This window comes from Virgibacillus kimchii, from assembly GCF_055379185.1.
In genome coordinates this window covers 1,266,534-1,290,498 of the sequence record NZ_AP043951.1, presented here as the reverse complement: position 1 = coordinate 1,290,498, position 23,965 = coordinate 1,266,534, and the positions used below count along the sequence as shown (strand labels likewise).

The following is a 23,965-nucleotide window of genomic DNA, read 5'->3' as shown; positions in this document are numbered from 1 at the left end:
TAATCAAAAGGAGTTATATATCTATGAATGATCGGATCCTGACTACACTCGAATTTCATAAAATTGTAGAACAACTGAATAACCACGCAGAAACTTCCCTCGGCAAGGATTTAGTCAGACAGATAAGACCATCCGCATCTTTGGAGATGGTTAATCACCTGCAAAAAGAAACTGATGAAGCGGTTCAACTTATTCGGCTGAACCAGGTTGCTCCCCTCGGGGGAATTAGTGATATCCGGGCAAGTTTGAAGCGAAGTTTGATTGGCGGCGTACTGACAACGAAAGAATGTCTGGACGTGGCAAACACGATTTATGGCGGACGCCAGGTTAAAAATTTTATTGAAAAACTTGAGGAGTCTTTCCCTATTTTGGAAGAACTTGTTGAACGTATTACACCATTACGTGATTTGGAGAGGCATATTAAAAGTTGTATCGATGATCATGGACAAGTGATGGATAGTGCTTCGGGAAAACTGAGGGGAATCCGTTCTTCTATCCGAACGTTTGAAAGCCGGGTAAGAGAGAAGCTGGATCATGTAACCAAATCAAAGAGCAATATGCTTTCCGATGCAATTATAACGATACGAAATGATCGGTACGTGCTTCCCGTGAAGCAGGAATATAGAGGCTCCATTGGCGGGATTGTCCATGACCAGTCTGCTTCCGGGCAAACATTATTTATGGAACCGAGAGCAGTGGTTGATATAAACAATCAGCTGCAGGAAGCGATGTTGAAAGAAAAACAGGAAATTGAACGCATCCTCCGGGAGTTGAGTGAACTTATTGCCGGTGAGGAAGCTTTTTTGATGGAGAATATAGTGGCACTTGCACAAATTGATTTTATTTTTGCCAGGGCGAAACTTGCCAGAGAAATGAAAGCAGCTATGCCGAAAATGAATGATAAAGGGTTTATTTTGATGAAACAGGCCAGACACCCTTTAATCCCGGAAGATGAAGTTGTACCCAATGATATTGAAATAGGGAAGGATTTCACTTCCATTGTTATTACCGGGCCGAACACAGGCGGAAAGACAGTTACTCTGAAAATGGTGGGGTTGTGTACACTTATGGCGCAATCCGGATTACAAATTCCAGCCCAGGATGGATGTGAACTTGCTGTATTTGATCATGTTTTTGCTGATATTGGAGATGAACAGTCGATTGAACAAAACTTAAGTACTTTTTCTTCCCATATGACAAACATTGTCTCTATACTTAAGGAAGTGGATCATCGTACACTTGTATTATTTGATGAGCTCGGCGCCGGAACTGATCCACAGGAAGGTGCAGCGCTCGCCATGTCCATTTTGGATGAAGTCATGGAAAGAGATGCCCGTGTAATTGCAACGACCCATTATCCGGAACTGAAGGCTTACGGCTATAATCGGGACAAAGTGGTAAATGCCTCGGTGGAATTTAATGTGGAAACTTTACAACCTACTTATCGTTTATTAATTGGAGTTCCAGGACGAAGTAATGCCTTTGAGATCTCAAAGCGGTTGGGTCTTGAAGAAACAGTGATCAACAGGGCAAAAAGCCATATAGGCGTGGATTCAACAAGCGTGGAAAATATGATATCCGCCCTGGAAAAAGCACAAATCGATGCAGAAAAAGACTACGAAGAAGCACACCGGACATTGGAAGAAAGTGAAAAACTCCATAATGAGATAGATAAGGCATGGAAGGACCTGCAATCCAGAAAAGAAGCTATCTATAAAAAAACAGAAGAAAAAGCGGAGAAAGCGTTAAGGAAAGCAAGGGAAGAAGCGGAAGAGATTGTAGCTGAAATCCGCCAAATGAAGTCAGATTCAGCATTAAAAGAGCATGAATGGATTGAAGCGAAAAAAATGCTGGAGGAAGCACAGCCTAATCTGACGAAGAAGCAAAAAGATACAGAAGACAGGAGTTCCTCGGAAAAGAAAGATCTTCATCCAGGTGATGATATTAAATTGTTAACGATCAATCAAAAAGGAACAGTGCTCGAAAAAGTTTCCGAAGAAGAATATTTAATACAGGTAGGTATCATGAAAGTTAAAGTGAAACGAAATGAACTTCAATTACTTGGAAGACAAAAACAAGTGAAGGAAAAACCGCTTGCTACGGTGAAAGGATCAAATTATCATGTTCGACCGGAATTGGATTTACGCGGGGAAAGATATGAGGATGCATTAATCAGGCTGGAAAAGTATTTGGACGATGCCTTATTGGCTGGTTATGCAAAAGTTTCCATTATACACGGAAAAGGTACCGGAGCTTTGAAAAAAGGGGTTCAGCAATTTGTTAAAAATAATCCCCGTATAGCCTCAAGCAGGGCAGGCTCCGTGGGAGAAGGCGGAAGCGGAGTAACCATACTGGAGCTCCGTTAATATAGGGGGTCAGACCCCCGCTGCAATAAAGCATTAACGCGTTAACGCTTTAACGTAATGGGGGTCTGACCCCTTTAAGAAAGGAATTTTAGGATGGATGGTTTTTGGGAGAATGTTTTGGTGAAAACTGCAGCAGGTTATAGTGTGGTTGTTTTGTGTACACTTGTTTTTCTTGCTGTTTTTGAGCTTGTGACATCCTATAAAAATTGGGAAGAAATAAAAAAAGGGAATTTTGCGGTAGCTATGGCGACGGGAGGTAAGATCTTTGGAATAGCAAATATATTCCGTTTTTCCATCGAACAAAACGATACACTTATCCAGAATATCGGATGGGGGGCCTACGGATTCCTGCTATTGTTGATCGGTTACTTTATCTTTGAATTTTTAACTCCCAAGCTAAATGTGGATAAAGAGATCGGTAAAGGAAATAACGCTGTAGGGTTTATGTCCATGATCATATCAATCGGACTGTCGTTTGTCATAGGGGCAAATATATAAGAAAATTGCTGGCCCGTCTTCTTTTCCCAGCGTTTGAATAGGGGAAGGAAATTTTAGCTTTTGATCTTAAAAAGGAGAATCTTATATGGTACTGGAACGTCTCGCAAAAATTTTGTTCGCAGTTGCGGCTGTTTTTCTAGTTGTAGGGATTATTTATTTCCTGTAAGCATAATTTTAGTGGTAAACGATAAACAAATATCAGGAAATAGAAACTTAAAATTTCAAAAAATAGCAATTAATCGTTATAATGGGTATAACCTACTATTAAGGAGGAGAAATTATGGGAGAAGAAAAGGTATGGCTAAAGCATTATCCGGAAGAAATTCCGAAAAGTATAACTTATGATGAAAAACCATTGGATGCTTTCTTGAAGCAGAGTGCAGAATTGTACAAAGAAAAGAAAGCGCTTCACTTTATGGGGAAGGATATGACTTTTGCGGAACTGTATGCCCAGGCTAAAAAGGCGGCAAATTTTATGCAGGCACACGGTTTGAAAAAGGGAGACAGAGTGGCAATCATGCTGCCAAATTGTCCGCAGGCTGTCATCAGCTACTATGGAACTTTAATGGCAGGTGGAATCGTTGTCCAGACAAATCCATTATACACTGAACGTGAACTGGAATATCAGCTGAAAGATTCAGGAGCTTCATTTATTGTTTGTCTTGATATTTTATTGCCTCGTGTGTCCAAGGTAAGAGATCAAACGGATATTGAGCATACAATTGTAACCGGTATCAAAGATTATTTACCTTTCCCGAAAAACCTGATCTACCCATTTATACAAAAAAAGCAGTATAATATGGTTGTTAAGGTTGAACAATCGGAGGATACCCACGTTTGGCAAAAAATGATCGAGAATACACCTGAAGATTATACACCTGTAGATGTGGATCCGCAGGAAGATCTAGCGTTGCTTCAGTATACAGGCGGAACGACAGGTAATCCTAAAGGGGTTATGCTTACTCATTACAATCTGGTAGCAAATGTTCAGATGGCTGATGCCTGGTTATTTGAGAAAAGTGACACTCAGGATGTAGTTTTGGGTGTACTGCCGTTTTTCCATGTATATGGTATGACGACGGTAATGAACTTATCGATTATGAATGGGGCAAAGATGGTGCTTGTGCCTAAATTTGATGTACAGGAAGTGCTGAAAACGATTCATAAACAAAAACCAACCCTGTTTCCTGGGGCACCGACCATTTATATTGGCATTATTAATCACCCGGATGTGGAAAAGTTTGATTTATCTTCCATTAGAGCGTGCATAAGTGGCTCTGCCCCATTACCTATAGAGGTGCAGCAGCAGTTTGAAAGCATGACAGGCGGAAAGCTTGTGGAAGGGTATGGTTTAACGGAAACATCTCCCGTCACTCATGCCAATTTTGTATGGGGCGGGGAAAAGGTAAATGGAAGTATCGGCGTACCGTGGCCTGATACAGAAGCAAAAATTTACAACATGGAGAATGATGAAGAAGCCGCTGTTGGGGAAGTTGGCGAAATTGTTGTTAAAGGTCCACAGATTATGAAAGGGTATTGGAATAATGAAGAGGAAACTGTTAATGTATTAAAGGACGGCTGGTTCTTCACCGGAGATATCGGATATATGGATGAAGAAGGTTATTTCTACGTTGTTGACCGGAAAAAAGATATGATTATTGCCGGCGGATATAATATTTATCCTAGAGAAGTGGAAGAAGTGCTATATGAACATGAAGGCATTGCGGAAGCTGTTGTGGCAGGGATACCTGATCCATACCGCGGCGAAACTGTGAAGGCCTATGTTGTAGTGAAAGAAGGGTACCAATTAACGGAAGATGAATTAAATGAATACTGCAGAAAAAACCTGGCAGCATTTAAAGTCCCTCGATTGTATGATTTCCGCGATGAATTGCCTAAAACGGCAGTCGGGAAAATTTTAAGAAGACAACTGGTTGATGAAGAAAAAGAGAAAGAAAAAGAAGTAACGGAACCGGTATAAAAGTGTCCCTTTTCTTTTTTGCAAAAAATGGTACAGGCTTTTCATTGACAGGAGCAGCAAGGCAAAGTAGAATGAATAATGAATGACGCTTCATTCAGTTTGTGGATAATGTAAGGAGATATTAGGAAGTATGAAGAAGTACAAACCGAAGTATAAGCAAATTATTGATGCAGCAGTTGTGGTAATCGCCCAAAACGGTTACCACAACTCGCAAATATCCAAAATAGCAAAGCAGGCGGGCGTTGCTGATGGCACGATCTATCTTTATTTTAAAAATAAAGAAGATATTCTCGTGTCCGTTTTTGAAGAAAAGATGGGCCAATTCGTCCAGGAAATTTCCCAAAGCATTAAAGAGAAAAAAGATGCAAATGAAAAACTGCTTACATTAATCCATATGCATTTTAAGCAGCTGACCGATGATCATAATTTGGCAATTTTGACCCAACTGGAACTCAGGCAGTCAAATCCGGAATTGAGGACAAAAATAAATGCTGTCCTGAAACCGTATCTAACCGTCATCGATTCTATTATTGAGGAAGGAATTGAGCAAAAGTTATATCAGAAAGATATTAAAATGCCACTTGTCAGGCAAATGATATTCGGTACATTGGATGAGATTGTAACAAACTGGGTAATGCAGGGGCACAAATATGATATTGTCAAACAAACATCAGAGGTTCACGCTTTATTAACAAAAGGATTTTCTGTATGATAGAAATTGTATGTAAGTGTTTTCTACAATTTTTGCGAGGGGGAAGGAAATTTGGGTGCAATAGCGTACGATACGGATAAGAACGTTGCCTATTTAACGATAACAAGCCCGCCTGCCAACGCACTCTCTACCACGTTGCTAAATGACCTGGCAGAACAGTTGGACAAAATAGAGCAGGATAGCCAAATAAAAGCAGTCGTTATAAAAGGTAATGGGAATTTTTTCTCTGCAGGAGCGGATATTAAAGAATTTACCTCACTAAAAAACGCTTCTGACTACCAGGCTTTGGCAGAAAAGGGTCAGCAGTTATTTGATCGTATGGAACATTTTCCGATTCCAATTATAGCGGCAATTCACGGTGCTGCTTTAGGTGGAGGCCTGGAGCTTGCAATGTCCTGCCATATTCGGGTTGTAACTGAAAATGCAAAACTTGGCCTGCCGGAATTAAACCTGGGAATTATTCCTGGGTTTGCAGGAACACAAAGACTGCCAAACTATGTTGGCAGACAAAAAGCGTATGAAATGATACTTACCGGTGAACCAATCAGTGGCAGGGAAGCCTATGATATTGGTCTTGCAAATCATGTTACTTCAGAAAATGATGTTTTTGAGAAAGCTATGAAACTGGCAGAAAAAATTGCAGAAAAAAGCAAGCTTACGATTAACAGTGTTATGCGCTTAATTCCGTATGCAAAAACAGAACAGTTTTCCAAAGGTGTACAGACGGAAGCACAGGAATTTGCAGAAATCTTTGGTTCCTCAGATGCGAAAGAAGGCGTACAGGCTTTTATCGAAAAACGTAAACCCAACTTCAGAGATCAGTAGTTTAAAGGAGGATATGTCATGAATATTTATGTATTATTGAAAAAAACCTTCGATACGGAGGAGAAAATTAATGTTTCAGGTGGCGAAATAGAAGATGATGGTGCGGAGTTCATCATTAATCCTTATGACGAATACGCCGTGGAAGAAGCGATCAACCAGCGTGACGCCCATGGTGGCGAAGTAACAGTCGTAACCGTCGGAGATGAGGATTCCGAAAAACAACTGCGTACGGCACTTGCCATGGGAGCGGATAAAGCGGTGCTCATCAATACCGAAGATGATCTGGAAGAGGGAGATGCTTTTACAACGGCAAAAATTCTTGAAACTTATTTTGAGGATAAAGAGGCGGACCTCATTCTGGGCGGAAACGTGGCCATTGACGAAGCAAGCGGGCAGGTTGGCCCAAGACTTGCAGAGTACCTCGGCATCCCGTATGTGACGACGATTACGGACTTGAAAATTGAAGGGAAAAACGTAACGATTGAAAAAGACGTGGAAGGCGATGTCGAAATCGTCGAGACAAGCCTGCCGGTACTCGTTACTTGTCAGCAGGGCTTAAATGAGCCTCGTTATCCATCCCTGCCGGGCATTATGAAAGCGAAGAAGAAGCCGCTGGAAGAGCTGGAAATTGATGACCTGGATCTGGAAGAAGACGATGTGGAAGCAAAAACAAAAACGATCGATATTTTCCTGCCGCCTGAAAAAGAAGCGGGCAGAGTGCTTGAAGGCGAAGCCGCTGAGCAGGTACAGGAACTTATCTCCATACTTAAAAACGACGAAAAAGTACTTTAAAGAACAGCCGTTCAGCGACATGCAGGCTGCTTAAAGCACCCGCCATTGCAGGGAAGCATGACGTATAAAAACTATCAAACTATGAGATAAATCTATTCGTTTTAGCTGAATCGACAAATAATTTGGATTCATTTTGCTGACAGAAAGGAGCAAGAGACGTGAGTAATAAAGTATTGGTTATAGGCGAATCAAGAGATGGCGAATTACGGAATGTATCATTTGAAGCCATCGCAGCAGCAAAAAAGATAAATGCAGATGAAATTGTAGGTGTCGTACTGGGTGCAGGCGACCTGGGCGCACAGGGCGAGGAAATGATTAAATATGGTGCCGACAGGGTAGTTACCGTTGCCCATGATAACTTGAAAACGTATACTTCCGAAGGGTACGGCCAGGCGGCACTCGCTGTCATTAACGAGGAATCTCCGGACGGCATTGTAATGGGACATACTTCCATCGGAAAAGATCTGACTCCGAAACTGGCAAGCAAACTGGGAAGCGGACTTATTTCCGATGCGGTTGCGATTGAGGTGGATGATGATAAGGCAGTTTTCACGAGACCAATATACTCCGGGAAAGCATTTGAGAAGAAAATTGTAACAGACGGCATCGCGTTTTTCACGATTCGTCCGAATAACATCGCTGCACTGGAAAAAGATGACTCCCGTTCCGGAGAGGTCACTTCCAAGGATGTGGATGTAACAGACATTCGCACTGTCATTAAAGATGTGATCCGCAAAGCATCAGAAGGCGTGGATTTGTCCGAGGCCAATATCATTGTTGCAGGCGGCCGCGGCGTGAAAAGCAAGGAAGGCTTTGACTCGCTGTACGAACTGGCCGATGTATTGGGCGCTGCAGTAGGTGCATCACGTGGAGCGTGTGACGCTGAATACTGCGATTACTCCCTGCAGATCGGGCAGACAGGGAAGGTAGTTACCCCTGATCTGTATATTGCAGTCGGTATTTCCGGTGCGATCCAGCATCTGGCCGGGATGTCCAACTCAAAAGTAATTGTGGCGATCAACAAAGATGCGGAGTCCAACATCTTTAATGTAGCGGATTATGGCCTTGTCGGCGATCTGTTTGAGATTGTGCCAATGCTGACGGAAGAGATTAAGAAATTGAAGGCATAAATAAATGGAAAAAGCTGTCTGATTTACTTGATGCCGAAGACGTTTGATTGTAATGGCTGAAAGTGTAACAGACAGCTTTAACGTTTTGGAGTATAAACGGGAGCATTTGAAATTAAGCTGGATTTGCTCATTCAAGTTTCCTGCAAGTTTATTAACCATATTTACGCATAAGCAGATTATTAGTAAGGGAAAATAATCAATGTTATACTTCTTTTAAGTTTTGCAAGATCAAGGAGGAAAAATAAATGGCTATAGTTAATGTTACTGATCAGAATTTCTCAAAAGAAACTTCCGAAGGCCTCGTTTTGGCTGACTTTTGGGCACCGTGGTGCGGCCCCTGCAAAATGATCGCGCCGGTACTGGAAGAAATCGATGGAGAAATGGAAGATAAAGTACAAATTGTAAAATTGGATGTCGATGAAAACCAGGAAACAGCAGGTAAGTATGGTGTTATGAGCATTCCTACACTTCTTCTGTTTAAAGATGGGGAAGTTGTGGATCAGGTCATCGGGTTTCAGCCAAAAGAAGCGCTTGTTGATCTCATTAACAAACACGCCTAAAACATGGTATAATAGAATATGAAAAAATCGAAATCCCTTGTTGCGAGATGTGACAGGGGATTTCTAAATGTATGAAGGATTGAAAAAAATGAACCCGACAATTAAAGAGAAGTTAGCAGTGCTTCCTGCTCAGCCGGGCTGCTATTTGATGAAGGATAAGCATAATACAGTCATCTACGCAGGAAAATCCAAACTGCTGAGAAATCGTGTGCGTTCTTACTTCACCGGCGCTCATGACAAAAAAACACAGCGGCTCGTTCAGGAAATAGAAGACTTTGAATATATTGTTACTACATCCGAAATGGAAGCCCTGATTCTTGAAATGAATTTAATTAAAAAGTATGATCCGAAATATAACGTCATGTTAAAGGATGACAAATCCTACCCATATTTGAAAATTACATCAGAAAGACACCCTCGTTTATTAATAACAAGACAGGTGAAAAAAGACAAGGGGAAGTACTTTGGTCCTTATCCGAATGTCATAGCAGCCAGGGAAACGAAAAAGCTCCTGGATCGGCTTTTTCCGCTAAGAAAGTGCAATAATCCTCCGGGAAGGGTCTGTTTGTATTATCATATGGGACAATGCCGGGCATGCAGTGAACATCCCCCTTCAACTAAAGAGTATGCTCAAATAGTACAAAACATCAGTTCTTTTTTACATGGTGGTTTTAAAGAAATAAAACAGGATTTAAAAAAGAAAATGTATGAAGCAAGTGAACTGCTCAATTTTGAAAGGGCACAGGAACTCCGTGATCAGATTCAGCATATTGAAGTGGTGATGGAACAGCAAAAGATGACGCTGAATGATCAAAAAGACAGGGATATTTTCGGTTACAGCTATGATAAAGGCTGGATGTGCATTCAAGTATTTTTTATTAGACAAGGGAAATTGATTGAAAGGGATGTGGCAGTTTTTCCTTTCTTTGACTCGCCGGAAGAAACCTTTTTGAGTTTTATAGGGCGGTTTTACCTCCACCAGCACCACTTAAAGCCGAAAGAAATCCTGCTTCCCATCGGTACGGATAAAGAGTTAGTGAAAAATCTGCTTGAAGTGGATGTTCATGTACCATTAAGAGGCAGGAAGAAAGAACTTGTGGAGCTTGCAGCAAAAAATGCGGAAATTGCACTTAATGAGAAGTTTACGTTAATTGAGCGAGATGAAGAAAGAACGATTGTAGCTGTGGAAAAACTTGGCAAAGCATTGAATATAGAAGTGCCTCATCGTATTGAAGCATTTGATAATTCAAATATTCAAGGGACAGATCCCGTTTCTGCCATGGTCGTGTTTATCGACGGCAAACCGAATAAGAAAGAGTATCGAAAATATAAAATACGGGATGTGGAAGGGCCGGATGATTATGAAACGATGCGTGAGGTCGTACGGCGCAGATATAAGAGGGTGGTTAAAGAAGGGCTTCCATTACCCGATTTAATCATTGTTGATGGTGGAAAAGGACAGATGAGTGCTGCCGTTGATGTTTTGGAAAATGAGCTCGGGCTGGATATACCGTTATGTGGCTTGGCCAAGGACGACCAGCATAAAACCAGTGAGCTTCTATACGGGAGCCCACCAGCAGTTATACCGTTATCCAGACAGTCACAGGAATTTTATCTTGTACAGCGGATACAGGATGAGGTTCACCGGTTTGCCATTACATTTCACAGGCAATTGCGCGGCAAAAGTTTATTTCACTCAGAACTGGATAAAATTCCGGGTATCGGGGAAAAAAGAAGGAAGTTGCTGCTTTCACATTTTAAATCGGTTGGAGAAATCAAAAAGGCCTCTGTTTCAGAAATTACGAGACTTGGCATCCCGTCAAATACTGCCAGGGATATAGTCAATCATTTAAATTCGGAGGAATCAAAAAAGCTGTAGAACAATTGATACTGCAGCTTTTTTATTCATACATTTTATTTTGAATATATTACACTGAATTGAACCTGATAGATACGAGTATTTATTTCTTCCACGCACTCACATTCGATATCGTGTATACTTTGGATGGCCTCAGCTAAAAAACCTGCTTCCAGACGGAAGTCGGTTTCCAATGCAGATTTAAGACGGTAAGCGACTGCATCGGACATCATGTGAAAGATCATTCGATTCTTCTTTTGTTTTACTAATTCAAGTGTACCCCAGCCAAGCTTGTCGAAGCAGTAGGGTATATCGTCCACTCTTTGAATATCCAGGTTTCTTGCTATATTGCGTCCCATAAAGTAAAGAAGTGTATCCGCTTCATTGCCCAGCAGTTCTGGTAAACCTACATACCGGAGGATGTCGTATCCGGCACCGTCCGTGTGCAGTTCATCCAGTTGGGAAATGGAGATTTTTCCTTTTTCTTTCGACATGCGTATCATCCTTTCTTAATGCAGACCGGAAAGATCTTCGGTATACGGTGTATCTTTATACTATTGAAGCAAATACTTATGGCTTTCCAAGCCGGAGGAATTTGTAATAACTCCGATTATATTATCATTATAATTCGTGAATTCTGCAAGCATTAGTTAATTTTTTAATCTTTCTGCAGGAAATTAATAAAGTTCGACAAATTATGAGTGGTGTTAAATCTTTTTGATGGGACGAGGATTAAGCGCAGTCCCGGGTACTTTCGCCCCCAAAAATAATAAAGGGTTTTCTTGACGCTTTTCGTAGTTAGAAGTACAATTGAAATGTCATAAATTTGTACAAGATTGCAAGTAACGTGATATGAATTCAATAAGTGAAGCTTAACACAGATTTGTGTACAGGCAAATTATTTCATTACATACCATAATGGTACGGGGCGAACCATTCGCTCCTTTCCTAAACTTAGATGAATTGATATTTCCATTGCTTCATTCTTGTGCAAAAATTCAGACACAATTTGTGGATTAAAGGGGGGTAACAGATGGCGGAGCATCGTGAATTTTTCAGCAGAAGATTACACTCGCTTCTGGGGGTTGTACCGATTGGGTTATTTCTGACCCAGCATTTGCTGGTGAATCATTTTGCTGTATACGGAGAAGAAAGCTTTAATCAGGCAGCAGGATTTATGGCGGGTCTTCCTTTTGTTCTGTTATTGGAGATTTTTGTAATTTATCTGCCGATTTTGTTTCATGCAATCTTAGGGGTGTATATAGTTTTTGTAGCACGCAACAACACCAGAAGGTACGGTTATTTCAGAAATTGGATGTTTTATCTACAACGTATAACCGGACTGATTACACTGGTCTTTATCGCATGGCATGTGTTTGAGACACGTGTACAGATTGCACTTGGCAATGCAGACTTAAATTATAGTCTTATGGAAGGGATTTTATCAAATCCAATTATGTTCTGGTTTTATGTGATTGGTGTATTGTCAGCTGTATTTCATTTTGCAAACGGTCTATGGAGCTTTTTTGTCACTTGGGGCATTACGCAGACACCAAAATCACAAAAAATCGTTACGTATGCTACAATATTGGTGTTCTTGGGATTAAGTTTCATTGGAATCAGAACACTGATTACATTTGCTTTTGGAGCTTAACATAAAGAAAAAAGGAGTGAGCAATAATCATGAGTAATCGTAAAATTGCTGTGGTAGGCGGTGGGCTTGCCGGATTAATGGCAACCATTAAAGCAGCTGAAGCAGGAGTGAACGTGGATTTATTTTCCATTGTTCCCGTAAAGCGATCTCACTCTGTATGTGCCCAGGGCGGTATTAACGGTGCCGTGAATACAAAAGGGGAAGGCGATTCTCCAGCTATTCACTTTGATGATACAGTGTACGGCGGTGACTTTTTAGCAAATCAGCCGCCGGTAAAAGCAATGTGTGAAGCAGCACCTAGTATTATACATATGCTGGACAGAATGGGGGTTATGTTTAACCGTACACCGGAAGGGTTGCTTGATTTCCGCCGATTTGGGGGAACACAGCACCACCGTACAGCATATGCAGGGGCAACTACAGGTCAGCAGTTATTATATGCACTTGACGAACAGGTTCGTCGCTATGAAGTACAAGGTCTGGTAACAAAATATGAAAGCTGGGAGTTTCTCGGTGCTACACTTGATGAAGAAGGCGTCAGCAGGGGCATCGTTGCCCAGAGCATTACAGACCATGAAATAAAAGCATTTCCATCCGATGCAGTCATTATGGCTACAGGCGGACCCGGAATTATTTTTGGAAAATCAACTAATTCCATGATTAACACAGGTTCTGCTGCAAGCGCGCTGTATCAGCAGGGAGCAAAATATGCAAATGGTGAATTTATTCAAATTCACCCTACTGCCATACCAGGCGATGATAAATTGCGCCTGATGAGTGAATCGGCCCGCGGTGAAGGTGGCAGGGTCTGGACTTATAAAGACGGGGAACCGTGGTATTTCCTGGAGGAGAAATATCCCGCATACGGTAATCTCGTTCCGCGTGATATTGCAACAAGGGAAATCTTTGATGTCTGTGTGAACCAGAAGCTTGGCATCAATGGGGAGAACATGGTATACCTTGATCTTTCCCATAAAGATCCAAAAGAACTGGATGTTAAACTCGGTGGTATTATAGAAATTTATGAGAAATTCGTTGGAGAAGATCCACGGAAAGTACCAATGAAGATATTCCCTGCCGTTCACTATTCCATGGGCGGACTTTGGGTTGATTATGATCAAATGACCAGCATCCCGGGTGTATTTGCAGCTGGTGAATGTGATTACTCCCAGCATGGTGGGAACCGCCTTGGAGCAAATTCCCTGCTGTCTGCCATTTATGGTGGAATGGTGGCAGGTCCAAGCGCCATTAAATACACGGATGGCCTGGATAAACATGCAGAGGATTTGCCTGCTGAGTTCTTCGAAGAGAAAGAGAAGGAAGAACAGGAGAAATTCGAAAAAATGATGAACATGGAAGGCACCGAAAATGCATATGCCATCCATAAAGAGCTCGGTGAATGGATGACGGACAATGTAACGGTGGTTCGTGATAATGAAAAACTCCTGAAGACAGATGAAAAAATCAAAGAGCTGATGGAGCGCTGGGAAAATATTAATATTAATGATACATCACGCTGGAGTAACCAGGGCGTCATGTTTACACGGCAGTTACAAAATATGCTCCATCTTGCACGAGTTATTACCATTGGCGCATATAACAGAAATGAAAGCCGTGGTGCACACTATAAGCCTGAGTTTCCGGAGCGTAATGACGAGGAATGGCTGAAAACAACCATTGCCAGTTACAATCCTGAGACAAATTCACCAGAGTTTACGTACGAGGATGTTGATACGTCTCTAATCAAACCACGTAAACGGGATTATACCAAAAAAAGTGAAGGGAGTAAGTAATAATGGCTGAAGAACAAAAAACGGTTACTTTTATTATAACCAGACAGGACAGCCCCGATTCTGCTCCTTATGAGGAAACTTTTAACGTTCCTTATCGTAAAAATATGAACGTTATTTCCGGGTTAATGGAGATTAGACAAAACCCGGTAAACGCAAATGGGGAGAAAACAACACCGGTATACTGGGATATGAGTTGTTTGGAGGAAGTCTGCGGAGCCTGTTCCATGGTCATTAACGGAACTGCAAGACAATCCTGCGCAGCTCTTGTTGATAAACTCGAACAGCCTATCCGGCTGGAACCAATGTCCACTTTTCCGGTCGTCCGGGATTTAATAGTGGATCGTGAACGTATGTTTGACGCATTGAAACAGGTGAAAGCATGGATTCCGATCGATGGTACACATGATTTGGGACCTGGTCCGCGTATGCCCGAGAAAAAACGTCAATGGGCATATGAACTTTCTAAATGTATGACCTGTGGTGTTTGTCTGGAAGCTTGTCCAAACGTGAATGATAAATCCAATTTCATAGGACCTGCTGCATTATCCCAGGCCCGGTTGTTTAATGCACATCCTACAGGAGAAATGAATGCAAGTGAAAGATTAAACGGTTTAATGGAAGATGGCGGTATTGATGGATGCGGAAACGCACAAAACTGTGTTCAGGTTTGTCCAAAAGGCATCCCGTTAACTACATCCATTGCTGCCATGAACCGTGCTACAAATATACAGGCGTTTAAAAACTTCTTTGGCAGTGATAACGCACATTAATGTACAGAATTTATACATGTTAATAACCCGGGCCAATGGTCCGGGTTTTTTCATAGAATAGCAGAAAGAATATTCCAACAGAGTAAAAGATACGGGTGCTTTTTCATGGGAGTTTTCAGAGAAGCGCCCGTTCAATAAATTTTATACACTTTCTAAGGAGAAAAACTATGGCAAAAATTGATTACATCGAGGATTTTGACCAATGGAGGTCGGAATTTCAATTTTCCATTCCGGTATATATTCGTTTTTCGGAAACGGATATGATTGGACATATGAATAATGTATCTCCGTTTATTTACTTTGAAGAGGCCAGAATTAAATATCTGCAGTCACTGGGCGTGTTCACCGGGAATGTATATGAAGAGGGAGTGCCTGTGGTAGCAGATTTACAGTGCAATTATTTAAAGCAGATGTATTTTAATGAATCCTTTAATATGTATGTAAAAGCGAATTATGTGGGCACAACTTCCATTGATTTTCATTACATGGCAGTTAATGAGCAGGAGGAAATTACATTAACCGGAAGAGGAAGGTTGGTGTTTGTTGATCAGGAGACAGGCAAACCTCTCCCATTAAATGAGGAAATGAAACGTAAAATGAAAACCGGTCAGCCGATCAAGTGAAGCAGAGGAGCCCTGTATGATGAGCAGGGTTCTTCTCATGAAAGAGTGCAAACCGACTTTCCAAAAATAGAAAGTCGGTTTTTTCTAGAGCTTTAATTCCCCCATGCGAAGGAGCTCCACTACTGCTTGAGAACGCCCCTTAACGCCTAACTTTTGCATAGCATTAGAAATATGGTTTCGGACAGTTTTTTCTGATATAAATAATTCTTGGGCAATTTCTTTTGTTGTTTTATCCTGTACTAGCAATTCGAATACTTCTTTTTCCCGTTTAGTTAGTAGCTGCTTCGGTTTATAGTCGTTGTCCTTCAAATTTCAACCCCTCCTTGCTGTCATAGAGCTTGCAGTCTGAAGGGATATTATTTAGTCAATATAGCTTATGAATGATTTAAAAAAAGGGTTCGCCTATAATCCTGATTGAGGTGCTTTCTATGCAACAATCAGAGCGAAAATAGTCGAAGTTTGTTATAATTAGCTTAAATTTTATAATAATGGCTGAGTTGAACAGATAGCTTCATTTTTACATATATTACTTTAATAATGAATGTTACTGCAATTTCAGAACCCATTTTGGGAATAAATATATTAACAAAAATCATCGCAGGGGGTCTTTGAGTGGATACAGATACTAGGATAACGATTAATAAAATTGAGAAGAGCATTCGCTACATATCCGGTATAGTTAAGCAAAAGGGAAGGAAAATCCTGACGAACTACCCAATTACCTCTCCTCAATTTGTGGCACTTCAATGGCTGCTGGAAGAAGGAGATCTGACAATTGGAGAGTTGTCAAATAAAATAAGTCTGGCATTCAGCACTACAACGGATCTTGTGGACCGGATGGAAAAGAACGAGTTGGTGGAAAGGGTACGTGATACCAAAGACCGGCGTGTGGTGCGCATTCATGTTCTGGATAAGGGTAAGGATATTATACGTGAAGTGATCGATAAACGACAAAAGTATTTAGGTGAAGTATTGGAAAATTTTACAGAAGAACAAACAGATGATTTACATGAATTGCTTGAGCTTTTACATCATGAAATGAAGAAATTCGATGATAAATAACAAACACAGATGGGGAGATGAAATTGGAGAGAGCTATTGGAGTTATCGACTCCGGTGTAGGAGGCTTAACTGTTACCAGCGAATTAATGAGACAGCTGCCAAATGAATCACTAATCTATGTTGGTGACACAGCAAGATGCCCATATGGTCCAAGATCAAAAGAAGAAGTGTTGCAGTTTACTTGTGAATTAGTGGGGTTATTATTGAAACACCATATAAAAATGTTGGTAGTTGCCTGCAATACGGCTACCGCTTTCACTTTACAGTTTTTGCAGGAAAAATTGCCGATACCTGTAGTTGGGGTAATACATCCTGGTGCACGGGCAGCCATTAAGTACACGGACAACAATTATATTAGTGTAATAGCAACAGAGGGCACGGTAAAGAGTGGAGCTTATGTAAAGGCGATAAAAAGCATTAATCCCGATACCCATGTAACAACATTAGCCTGCCCGTTATTTGTTGATGTAATTGAGCAAGGTTTCTTAACAGGCAGTAAAGTAAAAAAAATGGTGGAAAACACATTAACACCAATAATACAGCATGATAGGATGGATACCTTAATTCTTGGATGTACACATTATCCCTTAATTAAAGAGGTCATTCAATCTGTGGTGGGGGACGATGTTAAAGTAATCTCCTCCAGTGAAGAGACAGCCCGGGAAACAAGTACTGTCCTGGATGTTCATCAGTTACTGAATAGCAATAGTACATTGCCGGTACACCAGTTTTATACAACCGGAGAGCTGGGCATGTTTAAAGAGTTGTCCTATCGTATTTTCCAAGAGAATATTTTAAAATCAGTCCGTATGGATACAATCACCCTTGGTGATAGTTCAGGAAAAACCGGACTGGCATTGTAATTATTAAATAAATGGAAACTGCTAAATTCCGCTGCTTTCATCGGGAGAGTCACTTTTGCAGTAATGCATATGATTTCCTTCTTAAATGTGATAAATAATTCTTCCTGATTGGTCTATTTTTATGAAGTGCTCGTATATATAATAGTACAAACCATCATAGGAGGGAATCACATGCTTAAGCGCGGAATATGGATAACGGGATTCATAATCTTGACAATTACCTTGGCAGGCTGCTTTCAGGGGGAACAATCAATGGAGGAAATGGACCCGCCCCAGGATGCAGAAGCCGTAGATCATTTAGACGGTGTTGTAACAGAAGAAAATGAAGAAACAGATGATAATATGACAGAAAACGGTGTGGACGCAGAAAAGACACCAAGAGAGCTTTATTTAATTGATGCAAATGGACTGGTTGCTGCTCAAACAGTGGAATTACCAACACCGGAATCAAATGAAGTTGCTTCACAGGTTTTGGAACATCTCGTCAAAGGTGGCCCCATTACACCTATGCTGCCAAATGGATTTCAGGCAGTATTGCCGGAGGGAACAGAGGTACTTGGTGTGAACCTGCAGGAGGACGGGACCATGGTCGTTGATCTTTCTGATGAATTTGCAGGGTATGAAGCAGAAGATGAAGTAAAGATTTTGGAATCCGTAACCCATACATTAACGCAGTTCGAAAATGTTCATCAGGTTCAATTGCGGATGAATGGTCATCCTTTACGGGAAATGCCTGTTAACGGAACTCCGATAGGCCAAGGCTATTCAAGGGGGAAAGGTATTAATGTCATGGATACTGATTTAAACATCATGAACAGCCAGGCTGTAACGATGTATTATCCTGCAGAGCATAATGAAAATAGATATTATGTCCCCGTAACACAATATGTAAAAGATGAATATGAAAATAAATATTCTTCTATTGTACAGGGGCTATTGAAAGGACCTGGCCTGCAATCAAATGTTATTCATGTTTTTAATGCGGAAACTACGTTGACCAGTGAACCTGTATTGGAGGATGGAGTGCTGGAATTAACTTTCAGTGAGGAAATTTTGCAGGACCAGGAACAATCCATCATATCTGATGAAGTAGTGGAAACCATTGTTCGCACGCTGACTGAGCATCAGGAAATCGAAGCAATTAATGTGAACGTAGAAAATGTGGAACAATTGGTCAATGAAAATGGCGAAGTTTATAATGAACCGGTAACGAATCAAAATTTCATGCCTGCAGAGAAATTGTAAAGGAAAAGAGGCTGTAACGAAAAGCCTCTTTTCTTGCTTTACCTGACCACCAAAAAAGCTTTTAGTGAAAGGTTATCAGGCAAGTTCTTAAGTTTGAGCAAGCAAGCTAATGAAAAAAGCGGAGTAATATAAAAGTTTTGCAGATATATGTGTTGAACAAGATAAAATGTGTTAAGCTAATGGTGGAAAATGAGGAGGCGCAGAATATGAGAAATGATCAGAGAAGTACAGACAATTTACGACCAATCACTATAACAACAAATTATATTAGTCATCCGGAAGGCTCTGTTTTAATAGAGGTAGGGAATACGAAAGTTATTTGCAATGCCAGTATTGAAGACAGGGTTCCTCCGTTCCTGCGCGGCCAGGGAAAAGGCTGGATTACAGCGGAATATGCCATGCTTCCGCGCGCCACCGAACAAAGAAACATACGGGAGTCATCCAAAGGCAAAATCTCAGGAAGAACAATGGAAATACAGCGTTTGATAGGCAGAGCACTTAGATCTGTCGTCGATCTGGATAAAATCGGTGAGAAGACGGTTTGGGTTGATTGCGATGTTATTCAGGCTGATGGCGGAACAAGAACAGCTTCGATTACAGGTGCATTTGTTGCTGTAGTATTGGCTTTTGGTAAACTAATTGATGCCAAGACATTGAATAAAATGCCGGTAACTGATTTTTTAGCTGCCACTTCTGTAGGCGTATTACCGGACGGGTTGGAAATTTTGGATTTAAATTATGAAGAGGATGCAAAAGCACTGGTGGATATGAATGTGGTGATGACAGGTGCCGGAGAATTTGTGGAATTACAGGGTACGGGAGAAGAAGCTACATTTACGGTCGATCAGCTGAAAATGATGCTTAAACTTGCCAGTGATGGGCTGGAGGAAATATTTACTATCCAGAAAGATACATTGGGAGAACTGGCAGGGCGCATTGGAGAAACAAAGGAATAGGTGAACCGATGAAACAAATACTTATTGCCACAAAAAATACTGGAAAAGCAAAAGAATTTAAAGCATTCTTTTCCGGGTACGCTATAAAAGCACATTCTTTGCTTGATTTGGAAAAACAACTTCCAGACATAAAGGAAACCGGAAATACGTTTAAAGAAAATGCAAAGTTAAAAGCCGAGCAAATAGCTGATGTTTTGTCCATTCCGGTATTGGCGGATGATTCCGGCCTTATGATAGACCATCTGGACGGAAGACCGGGTATATATTCAGCGAGATATGCAGGAGAGAATAAAGATGATGAAGCGAATATGGATAAAGTATTGGATGAACTGAGAAGTGTATCGGAAAAGAATAGAACTGCCAAGTTTATTTGTGTGCTGGCAGTTGCTATTCCAGGAGGGAAAACCATTTTCAGAACAGGCTATTGTGAGGGAAACATTGCATTATCCAAAAAAGGTACCAATGGATTTGGCTATGATCCAATCTTTATTCCTGAAGGTTACCATGTAACCATGGCTGAGCTTTCTTCAGAAGAGAAAAATCAAATAAGTCACAGAAAAGATGCTATCAGGCAATTAGAAGATTGGATTCAAAATGAAATCATCAAAGAAAAAGGATAGGTTGTTTTATGCCAAAAGTTTTAATTTTGAGTGACAGTCATGGATTAACGGAGGAAATAACCAGAATAAAGGAGCGGCACCAGTTAAAACATATGATCCATTGCGGTGACTCGGAATTGGATATGGATGCAGAAGTATTAGATCACTTTCAAATAGTAGGCGGGAACTGCGATATGGATCCGGAATACCCGGATGAACAGGTGATTGTTATTGAGGGGATTCGTTTTTTGATCGTACACGGACATCTGCACCATGTCAAATCGGGTCTGCTGCCGCTTTCCTACCGGGCAAAAGAAGTTAATGCAGAAGTAGTGTGCTTCGGTCATACTCATATAGCGGGTGCAGAAATGATGGATGACCTATTGTTTATCAACCCGGGGAGTATTCGCATGCCAAGAAGAATAAGAGAAAAGACATATGCAGTGCTGGAATGGGACGTAACGAAGAAAATTTCTGTGACATTTTATACGCCGGATGGGGAGCAGGTCAGGGAGCTTTCCTATCATGCGCAATTATCATAGTCGTCTCTTTAAATGGTTAATATAAAAAATCAGTAAAAAAATCACAAACAAAATGTTTGTGATTTTTTTATGAGCGTCCCGAGCAGGATTCGAACCTGCGACCTACAGATTAGAAGTCTGTTGCTCTATCCAGCTGAGCTACCGGGACATATGATATGGAGCGGGTGAAGGGAATCGAACCCTCGTCATCAGCTTGGAAGGCTGAGGTTTTACCACTAAACTACACCCGCATGGTATATGATATATTCAATTATATTTACTGCCGCCCGTCATGCCCCTGTATCTTCTAGCATATTCAAGGATGTATCGTGCTTCGGGGCAACTTGCAGCTTATTCGGTGGGTGCATTGCTCGTGGCTGAGGTTTTACCACTAAACTACACCCGCATGGTGTAAGGATATATTCAATTAGATTTACTGCCGCCCGTCATGCCCCTGCATCTTCTAGCATATTCAAGGATGTATCGTGCTTCGGGGCAACTCGAAGCTTACTCGGTGGGTGCGTTGCTCGTGGCTGAGGTTTTACCACTAAACTACACCCGCATTGAACAAATGATTAAGTATGTAATTTTTACCGACAAAATTTATTATATGCATTACTAACTTATTTGTCAACATTAAATGTTAAATTTAACTTCAAACATCCTATGAAGTCGTACGGAAATTCCGCAATTACGGTATCGATTATACCATACGGTAAGGTGAAAAGCCCGGTACTATAAACCCCGGGCTTTAAGCACAGAGAATTTTTAATGAAGTACTCTTCTAATTGCCTCTTCATGTGCCTTTATCGTAAAATCAATGTCTATCCCACGATGAACAGTCGACATGGAATACCGGTTACCTGGTTTACAATAGATGCCGAGGTCGAGCAGTTCCAGATCAATCGCTTTTCGTAGTGGCGCATCTGCAAGTAACATATCCCGGTAATTCCGTATTGGTTGATCGGTCAACACGATATTAAATATGCTTCCCATCCCTATCGTTTGCATGGGGATTTGATAGGAGGCATATAGTTTTTCAAGCCTGGTCCGTAAAAGGTTTGTATGATTAATTAGGCTTTCCATTACTCCTTTTCCTTCAAGCAGTTCAATGGTTGCAAGCCCGGCAGCCAGCACGACTGGATGTCCATTATATGTGCCACTGTGGAACAGTACATCTGTCCTATCGCCCTGTTCACCTGCGGAAAAAATGTCACTCGACCCATTGGGTGCACTTGTCATCATTATTTCTTTCCTGCCGCCAACTGCGCCCACAGGATATCCGCCACCAAGCACTTTTCCAAGCGCCGTTAAATCGGGACACACATGATAAATCTGTTGAGCACCGCCAAGACTCGTTCTGAACCCTGTCTTCACTTCATCAAAAATTAATAATATACCAAGCTCCTTCGTTATTTCCCGCAGTCCTTTAATAAACTCGAACTCTGCCGGGATAAATCCGCTTTGCACCGGTTCAATAATAATGGCAGCAAGTTCATGGGCATGCTTCCGTAAAAGTGCCTTGCTTCCTTCTAAGTCGTTAAAAGGTAAAACCACAGTTTGCTCCAGCTCTTTTTTCATAATTCCTTTTGATTCCGGGACTGTATTTGGCGCCTGTTCCTCCCCGGCTTCTTCCAGATCCGGATTAATACTGACAAGTACTTGGTTATAACCACCGTGGTAATGGCCTTCAAACTTACCTATCTTTTCTTTGCCTGTGTAGGCGGATGCCATGCGAATAGCCAATAATGTTGCTTCCAATCCGGAATTGGTATAGCGGATCATGTCGATACCGGAATATAAGTTAACCAACTTTTCGGCGAGCGTAATTTCCAATTCATGTGGTGCTCCAAACACAGCTGTTCCTATCTGCTGTAAATGTTTATTTGCCGCTTGCATTACACTTTCATGGCCGTGACCGGTAATCAGGGCTCCGTAGCATAGTAAATAATCAATATAGTCATTTCCGTCCACATCAGTAATCTTACTGCCATTTGCATGTTTCATTACGATCGGATAAGGCTCATAATATTTGATGTTGGCAGAAACACCACCGGGAATTACATCAGATGCTCGTTTGAACATAGCAGCAGATTTGGACTTAGGACCATTTACCATCGATACTTCTGCGTTCATATTTATTGGCTCCTTACATATGATTTGGTATTAGTATATGCAAGAAATCAAATAAATGCAATATATATTTCATTATTTAACATAAATGAAATTTTTGTTTCTTTTTATTGTTCCTTCTTGTGTATAAAAACATCGTATCGATCCCAGATTTGCTCCAGTTTTTCCAGTCTTTCGTCTATTTCATCAACCATTTGTTTTCCAATATAGTTGATCAGTGTATTAATGAGACTTAACGGTGCTACAAATGAGTCGAGAATGGATGGAACTTTACTTTGGGTGAAGAGGGAAATAGTTGCAGTTCTGGTGACCGGAGATAAAAGCCCATCCGTAATCGCAATCACATTTGCTCCTTTTTCCTTTGCATGAGTAACAATTTCCACCGTGCTTTTTGTATAACGGGCGAAACTGATGCCGATAACGACATCCTTTTCGTTCAGGTTATACATTCGTTCAAAGGCCGATTCACTGGATTGCACCAGTTCGGCATTTCCAAAAATAATTTCCAAATAATAATGAAGAAAAACACCAAGGGAAACAGCACTGCGATTGGCTACGATGTAAATAGTTTCGGCATCCATCAAGTAATTGGCAGCCTTCTTAAAGTCTTCCGTATTCAAGTTTTCCATGGTGGACCGGATATTGGCTATATCGTTCTCGAATATTTCATCAATTCCGGATGATGTATCATGTACCGAGCGGGCCATTTTAAGGCGCTCCACCGTATTTAGCTGCTTTTCAATAGAGTCATACATAAATTGCTGAAGTTCATTGTATCCTGTGTATCCTAAAAATGTGGCAAATCGAACAACGGTGGCCTGGCTGACCTGGGTGAGCTTCGCCAGTTTTCCCACTGTAAGAAATGGCACTGAATGCTGATTTTCCAATATATATTCAGCTATTTTTTTTTGGGATTTACTCATTTCAGGAAGTTTTTCGGCAATTAAGGCATAAACGTTTTGCTTACTCATCATTCATTCCCCCAAGTTCGTCTTTTGTTTCATATAAGATGAAAATAAGTCAT

23 protein-coding genes and 2 tRNA genes are annotated in these 23,965 nt (G+C 41.1%); 19 read left to right on the top strand and 6 right to left on the bottom strand.

Translation table 11 applies throughout. The annotated features are described in order from the left end of the window. Positions 1-23: 23 nt before the first annotated feature. The 9 genes from ACZ42C_RS06625 to uvrC all read left to right on the top strand — a co-directional run bounded on the left by ACZ42C_RS06625 (position 24) and on the right by uvrC (position 10,743). A complete protein-coding gene (locus ACZ42C_RS06625) occupies positions 24-2,366 on the top strand; it encodes an endonuclease MutS2 (RefSeq protein ID WP_461183042.1) in 2,343 nt (780 codons plus the stop codon). A 93-nt stretch (positions 2,367-2,459) separates the two neighbouring features. After that, entirely contained in the window at positions 2,460-2,864 is a 405-nt protein-coding gene (locus tag ACZ42C_RS06620; RefSeq protein ID WP_461183041.1) for a DUF350 domain-containing protein, read from the top strand. A gap of 280 nt (positions 2,865-3,144) precedes the next feature. Further along, entirely contained in the window at positions 3,145-4,845 is a 1,701-nt protein-coding gene (locus ACZ42C_RS06615; protein WP_461183040.1) for a long-chain-fatty-acid--CoA ligase, read from the top strand. Positions 4,846-4,975: 130 nt separating this feature from the next. After that, positions 4,976-5,557 (top strand): TetR/AcrR family transcriptional regulator, encoded by a 582-nt coding sequence (locus ACZ42C_RS06610; RefSeq protein WP_461183039.1) that lies wholly within the window; start codon positions 4,976-4,978, stop codon positions 5,555-5,557. Positions 5,558-5,608: 51 nt separating this feature from the next. Then, positions 5,609-6,382 (top strand): enoyl-CoA hydratase, encoded by a 774-nt coding sequence (locus tag ACZ42C_RS06605; protein WP_461183038.1) that lies wholly within the window; start codon positions 5,609-5,611, stop codon positions 6,380-6,382. 18 nt (positions 6,383-6,400) lie between these two features. Beyond that, on the top strand, positions 6,401-7,174 hold the full coding sequence (locus ACZ42C_RS06600) for an electron transfer flavoprotein subunit beta/FixA family protein (RefSeq protein WP_461183815.1): 774 nt from the start codon (positions 6,401-6,403) through the stop codon (positions 7,172-7,174). A 158-nt stretch (positions 7,175-7,332) separates the two neighbouring features. Continuing rightward, on the top strand, positions 7,333-8,304 hold the full coding sequence (locus ACZ42C_RS06595) for an electron transfer flavoprotein subunit alpha/FixB family protein (RefSeq protein ID WP_464891339.1): 972 nt from the start codon (positions 7,333-7,335) through the stop codon (positions 8,302-8,304). Positions 8,305-8,549: 245 nt separating this feature from the next. Then, positions 8,550-8,864 (top strand): thioredoxin, encoded by a 315-nt coding sequence (trxA, locus tag ACZ42C_RS06590; protein ID WP_461181750.1) that lies wholly within the window; start codon positions 8,550-8,552, stop codon positions 8,862-8,864. Between the two features lie 88 nt (positions 8,865-8,952). Beyond that, positions 8,953-10,743, top strand: a complete 1,791-nt coding sequence (uvrC, locus tag ACZ42C_RS06585; RefSeq protein WP_461181826.1) for an excinuclease ABC subunit UvrC — start codon at positions 8,953-8,955, stop codon at positions 10,741-10,743. Between the two features lie 35 nt (positions 10,744-10,778). Here uvrC and ACZ42C_RS06580 read toward each other — a convergent pair whose 3' ends face one another. Further along, positions 10,779-11,216, bottom strand: a complete 438-nt coding sequence (locus ACZ42C_RS06580) for a YslB family protein (RefSeq protein WP_461181751.1) — start codon at positions 11,214-11,216, stop codon at positions 10,779-10,781. A 539-nt stretch (positions 11,217-11,755) separates the two neighbouring features. On the opposite strand from ACZ42C_RS06580, the gene ACZ42C_RS06575 reads away from it, so the two are divergent. The 4 genes from ACZ42C_RS06575 (at position 11,756) to ACZ42C_RS06560 (ending at position 15,562) form a co-directional block, all read left to right on the top strand. Then, entirely contained in the window at positions 11,756-12,376 is a 621-nt protein-coding gene (locus ACZ42C_RS06575) for a succinate dehydrogenase cytochrome b558 subunit (RefSeq protein WP_461181752.1), read from the top strand. A gap of 29 nt (positions 12,377-12,405) precedes the next feature. Continuing rightward, complete coding sequence (sdhA, locus tag ACZ42C_RS06570; RefSeq protein WP_461181753.1) at positions 12,406-14,169, top strand: succinate dehydrogenase flavoprotein subunit; 1,764 nt, start codon at positions 12,406-12,408, stop codon at positions 14,167-14,169. Between the two features lie 2 nt (positions 14,170-14,171). Further along, a complete protein-coding gene (gene sdhB, locus ACZ42C_RS06565; RefSeq protein WP_461181754.1) occupies positions 14,172-14,939 on the top strand; it encodes a succinate dehydrogenase iron-sulfur subunit in 768 nt (255 codons plus the stop codon). Between the two features lie 167 nt (positions 14,940-15,106). After that, entirely contained in the window at positions 15,107-15,562 is a 456-nt protein-coding gene (locus ACZ42C_RS06560; RefSeq protein ID WP_461181755.1) for an acyl-CoA thioesterase, read from the top strand. 84 nt (positions 15,563-15,646) lie between these two features. Here the strand turns inward: ACZ42C_RS06560 and ACZ42C_RS06555 are convergent, their stop codons facing one another. Further along, positions 15,647-15,871 carry a helix-turn-helix domain-containing protein gene (locus tag ACZ42C_RS06555; protein WP_269412049.1) on the bottom strand — a complete coding sequence of 75 codons (225 nt, stop codon included), beginning with the start codon at positions 15,869-15,871 and terminating at the stop codon, positions 15,647-15,649. A 303-nt stretch (positions 15,872-16,174) separates the two neighbouring features. Between ACZ42C_RS06555 and ACZ42C_RS06550 the strand changes: the two genes are divergently transcribed. The 6 genes from ACZ42C_RS06550 (at position 16,175) to ACZ42C_RS06525 (ending at position 20,829) form a co-directional block, all read left to right on the top strand. Beyond that, positions 16,175-16,624: a MarR family winged helix-turn-helix transcriptional regulator gene (locus ACZ42C_RS06550; protein WP_461181756.1), complete on the top strand. Its 450-nt coding sequence runs from the start codon at positions 16,175-16,177 to the stop codon at positions 16,622-16,624. A 23-nt stretch (positions 16,625-16,647) separates the two neighbouring features. Then, a complete protein-coding gene (gene racE / locus ACZ42C_RS06545; RefSeq protein ID WP_461181757.1) occupies positions 16,648-17,487 on the top strand; it encodes a glutamate racemase in 840 nt (279 codons plus the stop codon). A 252-nt stretch (positions 17,488-17,739) separates the two neighbouring features. Further along, entirely contained in the window at positions 17,740-18,732 is a 993-nt protein-coding gene (locus ACZ42C_RS06540; RefSeq protein ID WP_461181758.1) for a GerMN domain-containing protein, read from the top strand. Positions 18,733-18,938: 206 nt separating this feature from the next. Further along, positions 18,939-19,688, top strand: a complete 750-nt coding sequence (rph, locus tag ACZ42C_RS06535) for a ribonuclease PH (protein ID WP_461181759.1) — start codon at positions 18,939-18,941, stop codon at positions 19,686-19,688. Between the two features lie 8 nt (positions 19,689-19,696). Beyond that, positions 19,697-20,308: an XTP/dITP diphosphatase gene (locus ACZ42C_RS06530; protein ID WP_461181760.1), complete on the top strand. Its 612-nt coding sequence runs from the start codon at positions 19,697-19,699 to the stop codon at positions 20,306-20,308. Positions 20,309-20,316: 8 nt separating this feature from the next. Beyond that, positions 20,317-20,829, top strand: coding sequence for a metallophosphoesterase family protein (locus tag ACZ42C_RS06525; protein WP_461181761.1), 513 nt, complete (start codon positions 20,317-20,319; stop codon positions 20,827-20,829). A gap of 74 nt (positions 20,830-20,903) precedes the next feature. Here ACZ42C_RS06525 and ACZ42C_RS06520 read toward each other — a convergent pair. The 4 genes from ACZ42C_RS06520 to ACZ42C_RS06505 all read right to left on the bottom strand — a co-directional run bounded on the left by ACZ42C_RS06520 (position 20,904) and on the right by ACZ42C_RS06505 (position 23,915). Beyond that, a tRNA-Arg gene (locus ACZ42C_RS06520) sits at positions 20,904-20,977 on the bottom strand. 8 nt (positions 20,978-20,985) lie between these two features. Continuing rightward, a tRNA-Gly gene (locus tag ACZ42C_RS06515) sits at positions 20,986-21,059 on the bottom strand. 517 nt (positions 21,060-21,576) lie between these two features. Beyond that, positions 21,577-22,944: an aspartate aminotransferase family protein gene (locus ACZ42C_RS06510; protein ID WP_461181762.1), complete on the bottom strand. Its 1,368-nt coding sequence runs from the start codon at positions 22,942-22,944 to the stop codon at positions 21,577-21,579. A 104-nt stretch (positions 22,945-23,048) separates the two neighbouring features. Next, positions 23,049-23,915 (bottom strand): MurR/RpiR family transcriptional regulator, encoded by an 867-nt coding sequence (locus ACZ42C_RS06505; RefSeq protein WP_464891338.1) that lies wholly within the window; start codon positions 23,913-23,915, stop codon positions 23,049-23,051. Positions 23,916-23,965: the final 50 nt, after the last annotated feature.